Raw genomic sequence first — 15,814 nt, 5'->3', positions numbered from 1 at the left:
AGCGGCGATCGAGAGGGGTCCGGACCCGGCGTTGTTGACCGCTGCTTACCGCCCTGACTGGCACGTAATGGCTGGGGCTGTTCGCAGTGCGTGCGTACAGATGCCGGGCGCAAGCTCACAGGTCGGCGAAGGGCGGGATGACCCGGATGATAGCGATGAGTTTCATGCGGGGCACGGGGAGTGCGTAGAACCAGCCGTCGGTCAGCAGTGGGATGCGGCGCAGACCGCCGGGGCCGCCGTGGCTGGGTCCGGCGCCGATGTCGGAGATGTCGACGCCGACCTCGGCGAGGGCGAGACCAGTTCGCCTGAGAGCCGCTTGACTTCGTGGATGACGTGCTGGGGTAGGCCGGAGATGACGTGCTCGGCATCGGGGTCGTACTCCCAGCGCCACTGTTCCTCGTCGCTCACATGGCGCCCTGTCCGGGCTCGATTCCGGCTTCGGCGCATGCTTTATCGATGATGCGGCCGATCTCGGCGGCGACGGCGCGGGCCTCGGAGAGGTCGGTGGTCTGGGCGGCGCGTGCTTCGAGCTCGTGGAGTCGTGCGGCGCGCCCCGGGTGGCGTTCGACGGCGGCGCAGACGGCCCATTGGCCGACGAAGCGGCGCATCGGCGCAGCGCTGACCTGCCCCCGGGCCTGCTGGAGGGCGACGGCCCGCTCTGAGTCTAAGGTCGGCAGCGTCTCGGGGGCGAGAAGTGCGAGGGCTGAGCGCAGACCTTCGGGGGTGCTGGCGGGCTGGGCATACGGGGAGCGTCGGATGGAGGGTCCCAGGCGGTGGTCATGCGGTCCGCCTCGTCTTGTCGGAGTCGCTGCTGCGTTTCAGCGTCCCGAATGCGGCGTGGAAACTCAAGCGCGGGCCAAGGGTGTGGCGGCTGAGCGGGCCGGTCAGCAGTCAAGTGGTGCGCAAGCGGTGCGGGGCTCCTGAATAGGTCTAGACAACAAAGGAGGGCCCAGGTTGTTGACCTGGGCCCTTGCCGGTACTACCGAGGGTGGCTGCGATGCGAGCGTCGGGACCATCGTGTGGCGATGAAGACCACGTCGGCCACGACGAGCAGGATGGCGATGATCAGGAGATAGAGCATGCCCTCCACCACCGCGCCGATGAGTCCCAGGATGACGGCCACGAGAAGCAGGAGCAGGAAGATCGCCATTGCGAGCACCTCCTCCGGCACGGGGCTCGGGGCGGTCAGCGGCGCGCGAGCTTCCGTTCGCCGTGGGCGCCGGGCTGGTAGGCCATCTCGTAGTGCTTGAAGATCGCTTCTTCCTGCTCGGCGGGCAGGATGTCGTCAGTGCCGATGGCCGGGGCCTTCTTCACGACTGCCTTGGCGTGCGCGACCTTGACGTAGCCCGGTCCCGGGATCGCCTCGTCGAGAGGAACGAAGACCAGGCGCCGGCGGGTGGGCAAGCCGGTGAGGACGGTGGCCATGCCGGTCCGTCGGTAGCGATAGGCACGTAGATCGCTTCCAGCGAGCCGATCCTGTGTCCTTTCGGGTCGACGGCATCGCAGTCGCGCCACTCGCGGATATCGGCTGAATGGATCATGCCCCGCTCCCTGCAGCGCGACGAGGGTGACACAACGGCCCCGGCACATTCACACGCCGGGGCCGCCCTTCCGGGCGCTGCACGTGAGAGTGCACCGACCCATTCATCATGGTATGCCCCTGGCGCCTCTCCGGCACCAGTGACGTTTCGCGGCGATACAGGCCAGACAGCCGACATGGTCAGCGCACCTCGACCGACAGGACCGCGACCCCATGACCGTGCGACGCGCGGTATTCCACAACGTCGGCATCCTGGTCAGGTCCTCCCCCGTACCGGAGGTTTCCACGACTAGCCTCCGCATCATGCTGCGTATCGCCGACACTCGCACCGGCCGCCTCGTGGAGATCCCCTCCGCACACCGCCACCTGCTGCGCATCTGCGTCCACCTGCCGGTCATCGACACCGGGATCAGCGCGGTGCACGTGCGGGCGCCCCTGGTCGGTGACGTACTGGCGCGCACCGCGGAGTTGCACGGGCTGCAGTCCGTCACGGTCCTCACTGCGCCGGACCTGCCGCCTGAGCCGGCCCAGACGCTCGAACGGGCCATGGCCGTTCTCGGCATCCACCCGCCCACCACCGTCGGCGTTCACCATCTGACCAAGACGATGTGCGCCGCTGCCGACGTGCACGTGCTCGCGTACGGCACCTCCGTGCAGGACGCCGTCGGCGGGGTCCGGATCGACGTGGGCCAGGTCAGCCCGGCACCCCCGGACGGGGGCGTCCCAGGCCGCGGCCACCTCCTTGCCTCGGATCTCCCGGACGCATTCGCCCCGGAGGGGACCGACCCGCTGGCTGTGAGGATGCTGTTGCTCGGCCACGCCCACAGCACGCCGGTCACGGTCACCAGCGGCGCGCTCGACGAGGCCCGGCGGATGCTGAGGCACTGGCGGCAGCAGGTGGCCGACTGGGCACAGGAGCCGTCCAGGCCGATCCCCGCCGACGTGCTGCGACAGGCCCATGCCGCGCTCGCCGATGATCTCGGCGTCCCAGCTGTCCTGGACATGCTGGTCAGCGTGGCGAAGCGCGCCGACGTGCCGGCCGGTGCAAAGTTCGAGACGTTCGCCTTTCTCGACCGCGTCCTCGGGCTGGACCTCGCACGCGAGGTCGGCCACCAGCACCCGCCGACGCCATGACTCCGGGCACCTTGCGGCGCCTGGTCGTCCTGCGGCACGCCGAGTCCGCCTGGCCGCAGGAGGTGGCCGACTCCGAGCGGCCACTCGCCCCGCGCGGCCGCCGCGACGCCCCGGCTGCTGGCTGCTGGCTGCTGGCTGCTGGCTGCTGGCTGCTGGCTGCTGGCTGCTGGCTGCTGGCTGCTGGCTGCTGGCTGCTGGCTGCTGGCTGCTGGCTGCTGGCTGCTGGCTGCTGGCTGCTGGCTGCTGGCTGCGTGAGGCTACTGTGTTCCCGACCTCGTCGTGTGTTCCCCCGCCCGTCGCACCCGCCAGACGTGGGACCTCATCGCGGCCGAGTCCGTCGCCGGCGTCGCCATGGGCCTCATCCTGCGCACCACCCGGGACAAGGGGGAGGAGGCATCCCCCGCCGCCCGCGTCTCCCACCTGGTGCACCCGATCTCCGCGGGTGTCGCCGTTCCCCTCTTCGCCCTCTTCGCAGCGGGCGTCAGCATCTCCGGCCCCGCACTGGCCGCGGTGTTCACCAGCCCCGAGCCGCTCGGCGTCGTCATCGGCCTCGTCGTCGGCAAGGTCCTCGGAATCTTCCTCGGCACCTACCTTGCCGCCCGCTTCACCAAAGCGCAGCTCAACCCCGACCTCGCCTGGGCGGACGTCCTGGGGCTGTCAGTGCTGGCGGGAATCGGCTTCACCGTCGCCCTCCTCATCGGCGAACTCGCCTTCCCCGGCCAAGAGGTCAGGGAACACGTCAAGGCCGCCGTCCTCATCGCCTCCCTCACGGCCGCCGTCGTGCGGCCGTACTCCTGTGGCGCCGCAACGCCACTTACAGGCGGCTGTGGGAGGCGGAGAACATCGACGCCGACGCAGACGGCATCCCCGACATCTACCAGCGCGAAGCGGACGCTCCCGCTTACGAGCGCAACTGAGCAACGCCGGAGGGCCTCCGTTCACCCCCTCCGCCTCCGCATGCTCCCGGGGACGTATTGCCGGAGACTCCTGTGTAGGGCCCGGCGTGTTCCATGCGGGCCGTGGTGAGGGTGTTCGGCGTGCTTGAGGTCCCGCTCTGGCTATGGGGAGTGTTCGCCGCGACGGTGGTCGTGTCGCTGGCGGTGGACCTGCTGTCCCACCGCACCGCGCACGTCATCGGCTTCAAGGAGGCAGCCGCCTGGAGCGGCCTGTGGGTGAGTCTGGCCCTGGTCTTCGGCGCGGTCGTCTTCCTCGTCCTCGGCACCACGGCCGGCACCGAGTACACGACGGCCTGGCTGCTGGAGAAGAGCCTGTCGGTCGACAACCTGTTCGTCTTCGCCGTGATCTTCGCCTACTTCAAGGTGCCCCGCGCCTACCAGCACCGCGTGCTGTTCTTCGGCGTCATCGGCGCCCTCGTCTTCCGCGGGATCTTCCTCTCCCTGGGCGTCGCGGTCGTCAGCCGCTTCACCGCCGTGCTGTACGCCTTCGCGGCGGTCCTGTTCTACAGCACCTACAAACTCCTCAAGGACGAGGAGGAGAGCTTCGACCCCGGCAAGAGCTTTGCCGTACGGATGCTCCGCAAGATCATCCCGGTCCGGGACGAGTACGCAGGGGCGAAGTTCTTCGTCAGGGAAGCCGGCAAGCTCGTGGGGACACCGCTGCTCGCGGTGGTCGCCGCGATCGAGGCCGCAGACCTGATCTTCGCCGTCGACAGCGTCCCGGCCGTCCTCGCGGTCAGCGACGACGCGTTCATCGTCTACACCAGTAACGCTTTCGCCATCCTCGGCCTGCGGGCCCTCTACTTCATGCTCGCGGGCCTCCTGGATCGCTTCCACTACCTGAGCAAGGGACTGGCGATCATCCTCGCCTTCATCGGCATCAAGCTCATCCTCCAGGCGTCCCACAAGCTGATCAGCCCAGGCATCCCGGAAATCCCCTCACCGATCAGCCTCGCGGTCATCGTCGTCGTTCTGACGGGTTCCGTGGTGCTCAGCCTCCGAAGGCCCGCCCCGACAGACACCGCGGAGGAGGCCGACAGACACCAGGCCGGCACAGAGGACAGTGGGCAGGCCACCCCGCCCCCGCCCGCAGACGATTCCGAGCCCCCAACCGGTTCACCAGGTCGGGACGCCTGACACCGCCCACCCTCAAGGCGAGAAGCACGACCCTTCCCTCCGCATCAATACGGGCATATCGTAAAGATATGGTCAAAAGGAAGCGTGGTTCCGAAGCGTACGCGTGTGCGACCTGCAAGCAATCCGTGCCGGTCGCGATCCACCGCCACAAGACCCTCGGCGTATTCGTTCCCGTATGGGGCCCCGGTGCATGCCAAAACGGCGACTGCCCGGACTTTCGGTTGGACCCCAGAGACAAGCGCTCCACCGCCCGGGAACGCAGAAGAGACACATCACGCGGCTGACTTCGATGGGCCGGCACGGGCCACCACGCCCCTGCACGACGCCTGCGCGGGGCGTTCACGAGCGGGGCTGACCATTGAGTACGGGTCGGAGATCGCTCCCGCGAGCGGGATGATCATTCCCTACCGGGCGGTGGGCAGTCGCCACCGGGCGGTGGGCAGTCGCCGTGGAGGCCCCCGATCGGCCGTGGGGCCTCGGTGCTCTTGGCGCGAGTTCCTCGACTGCGCGGAGGGCGTCCGCTCCGTAAGTCCCAGAGGACCAAGAGCTTCGCGAGCAAGCGGGCTTCCTAATGCTGTTGTCAAGCAGCCGCCGTGACCGGCGGTGACACTTCGTAGCATCGTCGGTCACGATGACGTTGACGCGTCGGCGGGCGAGGGCGAGCACGGCCTGGACGTGCTTCTTCCCTTCGGCGCGTTTGCGGTCGTAGAACTTCCGCGAGTTCGGGTCGTAGCGGACGCTGACCAGCGCGGAGGTGTAGAAGACGCGCTGGAGTCTTCGGTGATAGACGAGCGGGCGGTGCAGGTTGCCGCTGACCTTGCCCGAGTCACGCGGTGCGGGTGCGACGCCGGCGAAGGCCGCCAGGGCGTCCGGGGAGTCGAACTCGTCCAGGCTGCCGCCGACGGCAGCCAGGAACTCGGCTCCGAGAGTCGCGCCGATGCCCGGGACGCTCAGAACGATGTCGGCGAGCTCGTGCTCGCGAAACCGGCCCTCGATGAGCTTGTCCCTCTCGGAAACCTGCTCGTTGAGGGCCATCACCTCCTCGGCCAGGGTGTGGACCAGCTTCGCGATGGTCTTCTCCCCGGGAACCGCGGTGTACTGGCGTCCGGCAGCCTCGACAGCCGTCTCGGCCAGAGCTCTGGCGTTGCGGACCTTGCGGTTGGCCAGCCACGTCGTCAGCCGGGCGACGCCGGCGCGGCGGATCGCGGCCGGTGTCTGGTAGCCCGTCAGCAGCCTGAGCGGGCCGGTGTTGGTCGGCCCGTTCCAGGGCCGGGAACATGCCCAGCAGGGTGCCGCGCAGGCGGTTCACCGAGCGGGTGCGGTCCTCGACGAGGTCGGATCGGCGTCCGGTCAGCAGCTTGAGTTCGATGGCGGCTTCGTCGCCCGGACGGATGGGCCGCAGGTCGCGGCGCATCCTGGCCTGGTCGGCGATCACATAGGCATCGCGGGCGTCGGTTTTGCCCTCGCCGCGGTAGCCGTCTGATGCCCGGTTCACCAGCCGGCCGGGCATGTAGAGGACTTCTTGGCCGTAACTGACGAGCAAGGCCAGCAGCAGCGCGGGTTCCCCGCCGGTCATGTCGATGGCCCAGGTGACCTGACGGCCGTCGGCTAGGTCGAGAGCGTCAGCAATCAACTTCAGCAGCTCGGGCTCGTCGTTGGCCACCCGCCGCGACAACAGCGTTTTACCGTCCGCGTCCAGGACGAGGCCGTGATGGTGGCCCTTGCCGCTGTCGATCCCCGCCCATATCCGGCTCATCGTGCTCCTGACGTGCTCGTTCGTACGGTTCGTACCACGGACGACCTCGCCGGCATTGCTCTACACAGCGACTTGTTCGCACTTCCTAATCGGCGGCCGAGTCGTCGTGGGGCGCTGGGCGGCGAAGCCAGCAGAGCCATGAGACGGCAGCCGCCTGATAGCCACACCCAGCACCCCTGGGTGACCCAACCCTACGAATGGCTCGATCAACCCGGTCAAGAAGGTAGAGCCGCCTGACGAACTAGCCATTGCCGGTGCCGCACCATCCCGCCCGTCTCGAGCACGCTCGGCACCTCAAGTGATGTCCCTGCTTTGCGGGCGGGGCGCCCACCCACGCCGGAAGGCCCAGGCTGACCGCACAGCTGCGCCTCATCCGGCCCGACGCGCCCTGGACACCGTCGCAGCGCGGGTGTGAGCAGCCACGCTCATCGGCGGGCTCGTTTACGCCGTCGGCCCCTTCTTGACCGCTCCTGCCGCGCCGACCCGAAGCTCCTGTAGATCCACATGCCGAGGAACAGGCCCAGCCGGGAGCCGGAATGCGGGTGACATCAGAGTGTTTCAGTATGGAAGTCGGGTCCGACGTGTCGCTGTCCACGGAGGTGAATGCGATGACGCTTCTGGCGCGGCGCCGGACCGGTGGCCCGGTGGAGCTGGACGCGTCCTTCGGCCGCACGCACCAGTTCCCGGGTGTGCCATGGACGCGGCACGCGCCGCTCCGGCCGATGCGGATACCAGGCCGTGCTCCCCTCGAGAGTGAAATCCGAGGACGTCAGTGCGGCCCTTGCCGACGGCGTGCTCACGATCACCGTCCCCAGGGCCCAAGCAGCCACGGAACGGGGTGGAGAACGGCCGCCGTGAGCCTGAGCGAGCGGACATCGGGCATTGCCAGGCTCCACGCGCTCAACGCCCGGCACGGTGGTCAGGAGCCGAAGCTGTCCCAGGCAGTGGCCGGGATCGGTATCGACCACGCGTGGGAACAGGTCTCCAACTCCTCCCGCTGCCACGAGCGGAGCCGGGCCCAGCAGGCGGTGCGCCGGGCAGGGGTCAGCGCGACCCCCAGGCCAGCGCGATGAGCACGGCCGCGACGCCTGCCCCCATCACAGCCGGGACAACCGACGGCACGGATCAATCGGGGAGTGCCTCCGGGCCGTCGATCCTCACCTTGACGATGAATCCTGCGGTCGATCTCTGTTGGGAGGTCGAGCATCTCGAGGACATCGGCAAGAACCGTGCCCGGGTCAGGTCGGTGGCCGCGGGAGGTGGAGGGATCAACGTCGCCCGTCATGTCGTGCGGCTCGGAGGACGAGCCACCGCCTTCCACACCGCCGGAGGCGAGGTCGGCCTGCGCCTGAACCGGCTGCTGGACGAAGAGGGCATCGACCACGTCGCCGTCGCCATCGACGACGACACCCGCGAAGCACTCGTGCTGTTCGAGGCCGAATCGCGCCGCGGCTACCACATCGTGCCACCCGGCCCGCACCTGCACGAGCACGAGGGGCGGCGATCCCTGGATGCGCTGGTGCAAGCCGTTGGCGGTTGTCCGTACGTCGTGGCCAGCGGCAGCCTGCCCGGCGGCTTGCCCGACGACTTCTACGCAGCCGTCGCCCGCCGTATCAGGGAAGCCGGATCCCGACTGGTCCTGGACACCTCCGGGCCGGCGCTCCGCGGAGCACTCGCGGAGGGCGTGTTCCTGCTCAGGTGCAACCGGACAGAGGCCGAGAGCCTGACCGGCCGGCCCGTCCGCGACTTCGACGATGCCCGGGCCCTCAACGAGCACCTGATCGCCACAGGGGCCGCCGAGATCGCCGTCACCACCCTCGGAGATCTGGGCGCACTGTGCTCGACCGGCCACGGCCACACCGAGCTCTACGCGCCGCCGCTGCCCGGCGAGCCCCTGAGCGACGCCGGAGCGGGAGACAGCATGGTCGCCGCCCTCATCACACAGCTGGCCGCCGGAGAGGAACCCGTCAGCGCCTGCGCGCTGGGGGTGGCGGTGGCTGCCGCAGCGATGCTCACCCCCAGCACCGAGCCCTTCGACCTGGACGTGGCCCGATCCCTCCGCTCCCAGGTGAGGACCAGGTACCAGACCGATGCACGACGCCGAGGCGTTTGACCCTGCCCACCCCCTGCCGTTCGGTCGGCCCCTCAACCACATTGCGTACCCCGTGCCCACAAGCCGACCCTGCCCCCACAACCGAGTCGGGGCGGGGCGCTGCCGGTGGTACTGAGCGACGACAGTGCCGACCTCGTGATGCGAGCGGGCCTGCGGTTGGGAAGACTGGAAGCATGGCGACCAAGGCAGTGCTTGAGGGCGGCCCAGACGATCTGCCCGAGCGGATCGTTCCGATCTCCGACCCCGGACAAGACCTGAAGATTCCACACCGCGGTGGGTACGAGCATTTCAAGATCACGTCGCGGCACCAGGACAGCTCGGAGGGTCAACTGGCGGTCTACGAGTGGTGGGAACGGACAGAGATCGCCGAATAGAACGGACAGCCAAGGACGCTCGGCCGGTACCTGGCCACGACGGTCGATACGCGCGGGCCGGCACCGGTGCCGCATCGCCGACCCCGATCCAGTCCGGCCGCTCCCCGACGATCCCCGTTGTCTTGGTACTTCGCGGCCGACCTCCTGCCGTTGCCGCTCAAAGCAGCACAGGAACGGCCGCAGACCAAGGGGTCCCAGCCGACTCTGCACGTCGGTGAAACCCCGGTACCCACCTGGCTCACCAGGAAACGCGTCCCCCACTAGGGCTGCCGGTCAGGCCGGTACGGGGAAGGCACGTTGGGGGGTGGCGGTGGTGTAGAAGTTCTCGACCTCGCGGAGAATCTCCTCGTGGGTGATGCGTCCCGTGGGGTCGGTACGGTGTTCGACCGAGATCAGACGCGCCCGGTGCGGTTCGGCGCCGAGTGCCACCAGTACACGCTCGACCGTCGAGGCGGTGCTGCTCGCCTGTTCTGCGTCGGGGTCGGCCACGTCGAGGACGGCCTGGTGCCAGGGCAGTGCGATGCGGGCGAAGGCTCCCGGGTCCTGGTGCAGGCCGGCCTGGGCGGCGGTGACGAACTCGGCCCGGGTGATCCGCCCGTCGAGGTCGGTGTCGGCAAGGCCCGCCATCCCCTCCCAGTAGCAATCGGCGGCGGCCGTCAGCCGCAGACCCGCCTCGCTATCCAAGCGTGTCGACGCCGGCACGTGGAGCGCACCTGCGCCTGGCAGAACGCCTACCACCGCCTCGCCCACTGCTACGAACACCGCGCTGCCGCGACCGCCGGCTTCTTCGATCTCGCTGATGTGATCATCGCCGTCCGCAGCCTCATCCGACGCGCCTGGACAACCCATCACTGGGACAACCGCCCAAAGCGGTGACCTTGAACTCGCCTACCTAAGCGAGTTCTTGGCATGACCGCCTGGCACCGCGCTATTCACCTCGATCATGCCTGATGGGTCATCGGGAAGACCAGCCGGGCCAGCTCGTCACCGTCGACCCGTTCCAGGACTTCGTCCGCCGAAGAGACCTTCATCGATCAGTTGTGAGGGGATGCTGAAGCCGCCTGCTCGGTACGCTCGCCGACCCGGGCCTCAAGTATCCACAGCGTGCCGTGTTCGATCGTGAACTCGATGTCGCACAGGTCTTGATAGTGGTCTTCCAGCTGTTCCATGTACGCGCGCAGCTGCTGGAACGAGGCCGGGTCGAGGGCGGCCAGCTCGTGGAGCGTCACAGTGTCGCGGACACCTGAAACGACGTCCTCACCTTGAGCGTTGGGGAGATAGTCGCCGTAGAGGCCGGGACGGCCGGTGGCCGGGTCGCGGGTGAACGCGACGCCGCTGCCGGAATCCGTGCCGAGATTCCCGAATACCATCCGTTGGATGGTCACCGCCGCGCCGAAATCGTCCGCGATGTGTTCGCGCCTGCGGTAGAGGCGGGCACGCTCACCGTTCCACGAAGTGAAGACGGCGAGGATCGCCTCTCGTAGTTGTTCGCGCGGATCCTGCGGGAACTTACGGCCGGTCCGATCGAAGACTAGGTCTTTGAACGACTCGACAACCCTGATGAGGTCGCAGGTGTCCAGCCGGGAGTCGTCCACGACGCGGTGCTGCTCCTTGACGCGCTGGAGCATTCCTTCGAAGAGTGCGACGTCGACACCCATGACGGTATTCCCGAACATTTGCACGAGTCGACGGTAGGAATCCCAGGCGAAGCGCTCCCGCTCGGGGGTCTTACCCAGTCCGAGCACCGACAGGTCGTTCAGACCGATGTCCAGGATGGTCTCCATCACGCCCGGCATGGAGAACCCCGCCGCCGAGCGGACAGACAGCAGCAACGGGTCGTCCACCTGCCCCAGCCTCTTGCCGGAGGCACTCTCCAGCGCTGCCAAGTGTTCCCCGATCTGGCGGTCCAGATCCTCCGGGGGCTCGCCGGTGGCCAGGAAGTCGCGGTACGCCTCGGTGGTGATGGTGAAGCCGGGCGGAACGGGCAGTCCCATGCGTGCCATCTCCGCGAGGTTGGCACCCTTGTCGCCGAGCAGATCGGCCATGTCACGGCCGCCCTCGGCGAAGTCGTACACGTAGGAACCCATGCCTGCCACCAGCCTCCTCGGCGGAATCGTGTTCTGCTATCACACTGGCTGACGGGCACCGCGTTTCAGGAGGGGCCGGATGGCCCTTCCTGGGGACATCCGGCCCCTCCGGCCTCAGGCCCCGGCGGGCGGCCGGTTCCGCCTGCCGGCTCCGGAGGGCCGCGGCACCGCACCCAGCAGTGGCCTCAGGTCGCCCGGGACTCGGGGACATCCCCCGCCGATCCCCGACCCCGGTGTCCGGGTGGCCGAGGCTGAGGCCGGAGCCGCCTTACGCGTCGGCGGGGCAGGTCCCGACCCGGTGGCTCCCACTCAGCCCTCCTCGAGCCCTGCCTCCCGGCTCCAGGCCCGGTAGGCCTCCAGAGCCGTGGGCAGGGTCGGGTAGATGCGACCCGCGCCCACCGAGGCGGTGAGCCCGTACGCGTCCAGGTCCTCGCGGAGCTCCTGCTTGACGCGGGCCAGGGCGAAGACGATCCCCCGATGACCGAGTTCCTGGCGGAGTGCGTCCACGGCGTCCAGGGCGGTGATGTCGACCTCGACGTTCGCCTCGGTGTTGAGGACGAACCAGCGGGCCGGAGGTTCCTGTCCGTCGACGGCGGCCAGGGCCCGGCGGCGGAAGTTCTCGGCGTTGGCGAAGAACAACGGTGAGTCGTAGCGGTAGATCAGCAGCCCCGTAACGGTCCGCGCCGTCGGGTAGTCGTCCACGTCGTGCATGCCGGCGAGCCCGGGCACCATGCCTTCCACGGCATCGTGCGGACGGGCCACGCGGGCCAGCAGCTCGACGACGGACAGCGCCACGGCGACGAGGACGCCGTACAGGATGCCGAGGGCCAGCACACCCATGAGACATCCCAGGGCCAGCAGCAGTTCGCGTCGCCGGAAGGCCGCGAGGCGCCGGAACTCGCCCACCTCGATCAGGCGGACGGCGGCGTAGACGACGATGGCGCCGAGGACGGCGCTCGGCGTGTGGGCCAGGAGGGGGCCGAGGAAGAGCAGGACCAGCAGGACCGCGAGCGCGGCGAACAGGGAGTACGCCTGGCTCCTGGCCTTCGAGGACTGGGCCAAGGCGGTCCGGCTGGCGCTGCTGCTGACGGGAAAGCCGTGCAGGACGCCCGCTCCCAGGTTCGCCGCTCCCAGGGCAAGGAGTTCACGGTTGGGGTCCAGCGATTGCGGATCGGCGCGGCCGGCGAAGGCCCGGGCGGTCAGGATCACGTCCGAGTATCCGACGATGAGGACGCCCAGCGCCGGGACCACCAGCTGGGGCAGGTCGCCGAGCGGTGGAAGCTCGGGCAGCGGCAGCCCGGAGGGTACGGATCCGATCACGGCGATCCCGTACCTCTCGTCCAGTCCGAACGCAGCCACCGCTGCGGTGGCGAGGACCAGGGCGAGCAGGGGACGTGGCACGAGGTGCCAGTACCTCGGCAGGGCGAAGAGCACGGCCAGGACAGCCAGGGTCAGGCAGACGGTCGGCCAGTGGACGTGCGCGAGGTTCAGGACGAAGGAGTACAGCTTCGGCAGGAAGCCCGTGCCTGTCGTGCGCACTCCGGTGAGCCTGGGCAGCTGGTCGACGATCATGATCAGGGCTACACCTGCGAGGTAGCCGACGAGTACGGGCCGTGAGAGCAGGTCCGCGAGGAAGCCCAGCCGCACGGCCCAGGCCATCAGGCACAAGAGGCCGACGACCACGGCGAGGGCCGCCGCGAGCACGGCGTATCTGCCCGGGTCTCCGCCGGCAAGTGGTCCCACGGCCACGGCGGTCATCAGCGCGGTGGTCGACTCGGGTCCCACCGACAGCAACCGCGAGGAACCGATCAGGGCATAGAGCACGATGGCGGGCAGCACGGCCCAGAGCCCTGCGACGGGTTGGAGCCCGGCCACCCCCGCGTACGCCATGACCTGCGGCACCAGATAGGCGGCGACGGTGACACCTGCCAGCGCGTCCCACCCGAGCCATGACCGGTTGTACCCCCGGAGCCCAGGAGGCAGCAGGGACGATCTTTCACACGCGGACATCGGGCTCCTCACTGATGGTGCCTCCGGCAGCGCCCACCGGGCACCCGCCCCGATTCAGTCGTTCCCGAGAGTGGCCGCATGGTCGGGCACGGCGGTCTGAAGCTCCTTGGACGGTCGCTCGTAGCCCGTGGAAGCGGGACGGGGCGGCAGGGTCAGCGACGGCAGGGCCACGTCCGTGTAGGGAACCGAGGACAGCAGGTGGGCGATCATGTTGAGTCTCGCGCTGCGCTTGTCGTCGCTCTCGATCACGTACCAGGGGGCGTCCGTCGTGTCCGTGTGGACGAACATCTCGTCCTTGGCGCGGGAGTACGCCTCCCAGCGCGTCAGGGACTCCAGGTCCATCGGGGAGAGCTTCCAGCGTCGCAACGGGTCCTCCGTGCGGCGCCGGAAGCGTTCCTCCTGGTCGGCATCGCTGACGGAGAACCAGTACTTGCGGAGCAGGATCCCGTCCTCGGCCAGCATGCGCTCGAAGGCCGGACACTGGCGCAGGAACCGCTGGTGCTCCGCCGGCGTGCAGAAGCCCATCACGTGCTCCACGCCGGCGCGGTTGTACCAGCTGCGGTCGAAGAGCACGATCTCGCCGGCAGCCGGCAGGTGCTCCACGTAGCGCTGGAAATACCACTGGGTGCGCTCCCGCTCCGTGGGCTTCGGCAGCGCCGCGATGCGCGCCACGCGGGGGTTGAGGTGTTCGGCGACTCGCTTGATCGTGCCTCCCTTGCCCGCCGCGTCACGGCCCTCGAAGACGACGACCAGGCGGGCGCCCTCCACCCGCACCCACTCCTGAAGCTTCACCAACTCCGTCTGGAGCTGTAGCAGCTCGCTCTCATAGACCGCCTTCTTGAGACCCATGATCGCCCCCTCCTCATCGTCAGGTGCTGCGATCAAGTCAGTCACGGCCGGCATCGGCGCGCAACGATGTCCCTGTGGGCCGGGGCGTGTCGATACGCTGGCACCGGACGGGGCGGGCAAACGGAGGAGAAGCTCGTGAGTGTGGGGGATCCGTTGAGTCAAGTTCCGCGGATGCGGCTGGACGAGCTGCTTGACGAGCTCCAAGTGCGCATCGACGCGGTGCGCGGTACCCGCGACCGGGTGCACAGCCTGCTGGAGGCCGTCATGTCGGTCGGGCGGGAGCTGGATCTCGCCCAGGTGCTCCGGCGGATCGTGGAGGCGGCCGCGCTGCTCGTCGACGCCGAGTACGGCGCGCTGGGCGTCATCGGCCCCGACGGCCGCACGCTCTCGCAGTTCCTCACGGTCGGACTCACCGAGAAGGAGATCGCCGAGATCGGCTCCCTGCCGGCCGGCCACGGCCTGCTCGGTGAGGTCATCCACCACCCGGAGCCCCTGCGCCTCACCGACCTCGGCGCGCACTCCTCCTCCTACGGATTTCCGGCGCACCACCCGCCCATGCGCACGTTCCTCGGTGTGCCGATCCGGGTCCGCGACGAGGTGTTCGGCAACCTCTACCTGACCGACAAACGCGGCGGAATCGATTTCGACACCGAGGACGAGACGGTGATCTCCACTCTCTCCGTGGCGGCGGGCGTGGCGATCGACAACGCACGGCTGTACGAGGGCTCGCAGCGCCAGCAGCGGTGGCTCAAGGCCAATGCGGAGATCACCGAGAGCCTGCTGTCGGGCAGTTCGCGCCCGGCGGTGCTGGAGCTCATAGCCCGCCGTGCCCAGGAGATCACCGCGGCGCGGCTCGCGGACATCGCCATGCCGGTGGCCGGAGCCGAGGGCCTGGTCGTCGAGTTCGCGGTCGGTGCGGACAGCGAAGCCCGGCAGGGGCTCGTCGTCCCGTTCGCGGGAACGCTCTCGGGAGCCGCGCATCAGGCCAACCGGTCCGTCGCATCCCTGCACGCCTCCGACGATGACCGGTATCCCGCCGATGTCCAGGTACAGGACGGGTTTGGCCCTGCCGTGGCGGTGCCGCTGGGAACCACCGCCGGGGAGAGCAGGGGCGTTCTGCTGCTCGCGCGCCCGGCGGAAGACCCTGCGTTCGGCGAGGAGGAGCTGGAGCCGCTCGTCGCCTTCGCCGGTCAGGCTGCGCTGGCCCTGGAGCTGGCGGAGCGGCGCCGGGACGCCGAGCAGATCGCTCTGTTGGAGGAGCGCGATCGGATCGCGCGCGACCTGCACGATCTCGCCATCCAGCGGCTCTTCGCCACTGGCATGACCCTGCAAAGTGCCGCTCGCCTCGTCGAGCACGAGGGTGCTGCGGAGCGAATCGGTCGCGCGGTCGACGATCTGGACGAGACCATCAAGATCATCCGATCGACGATCTTCGGGCTCCGTACGAAGGACCGCGAGAGCGGCCCCGGCCTGCGGGCTCGCGCTGCCCGCGCCGTCGGCGACGCGGCCACGGCCCTCGGCCATCCGCCGCGTCTGAGCATGGAGGGCCTGCTCGACACGGACGTACCGCTGCCGATCGCCGACCACGTCATGGCGGTGCTTGGCGAGCTCCTGAGCAACGCGACCCGCCACGCGCAAGCGACCCGGGTCGGCGTGACCCTCAAGGCCGCGCCGGGAGAGATCATGCTGACCGTCTCGGACAACGGCAGGGGCATTCCTGCGCAGGGACGCAGGAGCGGCTTGCGCAACCTCGCCGAACGGGCCGAGGGCCTGGGCGGGACCTTCACCGTCGATGCGCCCGACGAGGGAGGCAGCAGGCTCGTCTGGCGGGCACCGCTGCCCACCGGAAGCTAACGCC

12 protein-coding genes and 6 pseudogenes are annotated in these 15,814 nt (G+C 69.1%); 10 read left to right on the top strand and 8 right to left on the bottom strand.

Annotated elements, in window-relative coordinates; genetic code table 11:
* Positions 1–404: 404 nt before the first annotated feature.
* From OG594_RS39415 to OG594_RS39405, 3 genes and pseudogenes are all read right to left on the bottom strand, one after another.
* Positions 405–608: a hypothetical protein gene (locus OG594_RS39415; protein ID WP_266607192.1), complete on the bottom strand. Its 204-nt coding sequence runs from the start codon at positions 606–608 to the stop codon at positions 405–407.
* Positions 609–979: 371 nt separating this feature from the next.
* Entirely contained in the window at positions 980–1,150 is a 171-nt protein-coding gene (locus OG594_RS39410) for a hypothetical protein (protein WP_266607191.1), read from the bottom strand.
* Between the two features lie 35 nt (positions 1,151–1,185).
* Positions 1,186–1,541, bottom strand: a pseudogene (locus OG594_RS39405) (PRC-barrel domain containing protein).
* A gap of 302 nt (positions 1,542–1,843) precedes the next feature.
* On the opposite strand from OG594_RS39405, the gene OG594_RS39400 reads away from it, so the two are divergent.
* From OG594_RS39400 to OG594_RS39385, 4 genes and pseudogenes are all read left to right on the top strand, one after another.
* Entirely contained in the window at positions 1,844–2,674 is an 831-nt protein-coding gene (locus OG594_RS39400; protein ID WP_266607190.1) for a hypothetical protein, read from the top strand.
* Positions 2,671–2,796, top strand: a pseudogene (locus OG594_RS39395) (histidine phosphatase family protein); the annotation flags it as partial. The gene OG594_RS39400 and the pseudogene OG594_RS39395, both read left to right, overlap by 4 nt.
* Positions 2,797–3,007: 211 nt before the next feature.
* Positions 3,008–3,591: pseudogene (locus tag OG594_RS39390) on the top strand (Na+/H+ antiporter NhaA); the annotation flags it as partial.
* Positions 3,592–3,711: 120 nt separating this feature from the next.
* On the top strand, positions 3,712–4,767 hold the full coding sequence (locus OG594_RS39385; protein WP_266607189.1) for a TerC family protein: 1,056 nt from the start codon (positions 3,712–3,714) through the stop codon (positions 4,765–4,767).
* A gap of 580 nt (positions 4,768–5,347) precedes the next feature.
* Here the strand turns inward: OG594_RS39385 and OG594_RS39375 are convergent.
* A pseudogene (locus tag OG594_RS39375) lies at positions 5,348–6,523 on the bottom strand (IS110 family transposase).
* A 636-nt stretch (positions 6,524–7,159) separates the two neighbouring features.
* On the opposite strand from OG594_RS39375, the gene OG594_RS39370 reads away from it, so the two are divergent.
* The 4 genes from OG594_RS39370 (at position 7,160) to OG594_RS39355 (ending at position 9,010) form a co-directional block, all read left to right on the top strand.
* Positions 7,160–7,381, top strand: a complete 222-nt coding sequence (locus OG594_RS39370) for an Hsp20 family protein (RefSeq protein ID WP_323185428.1) — start codon at positions 7,160–7,162, stop codon at positions 7,379–7,381.
* Positions 7,378–7,596, top strand: coding sequence for a hypothetical protein (locus OG594_RS39365; RefSeq protein WP_266607186.1), 219 nt, complete (start codon positions 7,378–7,380; stop codon positions 7,594–7,596). Before OG594_RS39370 ends, OG594_RS39365 begins: the two co-directional genes overlap by 4 nt.
* Before the next feature lie 89 nt (positions 7,597–7,685).
* Positions 7,686–8,636, top strand: a complete 951-nt coding sequence (locus OG594_RS39360; protein WP_266607185.1) for a 1-phosphofructokinase family hexose kinase — start codon at positions 7,686–7,688, stop codon at positions 8,634–8,636.
* Positions 8,637–8,809: 173 nt separating this feature from the next.
* Positions 8,810–9,010, top strand: coding sequence for a DUF5988 family protein (locus tag OG594_RS39355; protein WP_266607184.1), 201 nt, complete (start codon positions 8,810–8,812; stop codon positions 9,008–9,010).
* A 273-nt stretch (positions 9,011–9,283) separates the two neighbouring features.
* Here OG594_RS39355 and OG594_RS39350 read toward each other — a convergent pair whose 3' ends face one another.
* Entirely contained in the window at positions 9,284–9,712 is a 429-nt protein-coding gene (locus OG594_RS39350) for an EF-hand domain-containing protein (RefSeq protein WP_266608917.1), read from the bottom strand.
* Here OG594_RS39350 and OG594_RS39345 point away from each other — a divergent pair.
* Positions 9,689–9,886, top strand: a pseudogene (locus tag OG594_RS39345) (IS5/IS1182 family transposase); the annotation flags it as partial. The gene OG594_RS39350 and the pseudogene OG594_RS39345 overlap by 24 nt on opposite strands.
* An 83-nt stretch (positions 9,887–9,969) precedes the next feature.
* Here the strand turns inward: OG594_RS39345 and OG594_RS39340 are convergent.
* The 3 genes and pseudogenes from OG594_RS39340 to ppk2 all read right to left on the bottom strand — a co-directional run.
* Positions 9,970–11,097 (bottom strand): annotated as a pseudogene (locus OG594_RS39340) (PEP/pyruvate-binding domain-containing protein); the annotation flags it as partial.
* A 309-nt stretch (positions 11,098–11,406) separates the two neighbouring features.
* Positions 11,407–13,107, bottom strand: coding sequence for a SulP family inorganic anion transporter (locus OG594_RS39335; RefSeq protein ID WP_266607183.1), 1,701 nt, complete (start codon positions 13,105–13,107; stop codon positions 11,407–11,409).
* A 54-nt stretch (positions 13,108–13,161) separates the two neighbouring features.
* Positions 13,162–13,956: a polyphosphate kinase 2 gene (gene ppk2, locus OG594_RS39330; protein WP_266607182.1), complete on the bottom strand. Its 795-nt coding sequence runs from the start codon at positions 13,954–13,956 to the stop codon at positions 13,162–13,164.
* A 171-nt stretch (positions 13,957–14,127) separates the two neighbouring features.
* Between ppk2 and OG594_RS39325 the strand changes: the two genes are divergently transcribed.
* The gene (locus OG594_RS39325) at positions 14,128–15,810 is read left to right on the top strand and encodes a GAF domain-containing sensor histidine kinase (protein WP_266608795.1); all 1,683 of its coding nucleotides are present in this window, start codon (positions 14,128–14,130) and stop codon (positions 15,808–15,810) included.
* Positions 15,811–15,814: the final 4 nt, after the last annotated feature.

It is taken from the genome of Streptomyces sp. NBC_01214 (genome assembly GCF_026340975.1).
GTDB lineage: Bacteria > Actinomycetota > Actinomycetes > Streptomycetales > Streptomycetaceae > Streptomyces.
This window is presented reverse-complemented; position numbering and strand designations above follow the sequence as displayed.

What these genes read in the sequence shown, in the direction of transcription:
- OG594_RS39415 (WP_266607192.1), bottom strand. Translation starts at nt 608, where the DNA reads ATGCGCCGCTTCGTCGGCCAATGGGCCGTCTGCGCCGCCGTCGAACGC.
- OG594_RS39410 (WP_266607191.1), bottom strand. Translation starts at nt 1,150, where the DNA reads ATGGCGATCTTCCTGCTCCTGCTTCTCGTGGCCGTCATCCTGGGACTC.
- OG594_RS39400 (WP_266607190.1), top strand. Translation starts at nt 1,844, where the DNA reads ATGCTGCGTATCGCCGACACTCGCACCGGCCGCCTCGTGGAGATCCCC.
- OG594_RS39355 (WP_266607184.1), top strand. Translation starts at nt 8,810, where the DNA reads ATGGCGACCAAGGCAGTGCTTGAGGGCGGCCCAGACGATCTGCCCGAG.
- OG594_RS39335 (WP_266607183.1), bottom strand. Translation starts at nt 13,107, where the DNA reads ATGTCCGCGTGTGAAAGATCGTCCCTGCTGCCTCCTGGGCTCCGGGGG.
- ppk2 (WP_266607182.1), bottom strand. Translation starts at nt 13,956, where the DNA reads ATGGGTCTCAAGAAGGCGGTCTATGAGAGCGAGCTGCTACAGCTCCAG.
- OG594_RS39325 (WP_266608795.1), top strand. Translation starts at nt 14,128, where the DNA reads ATGCGGCTGGACGAGCTGCTTGACGAGCTCCAAGTGCGCATCGACGCG.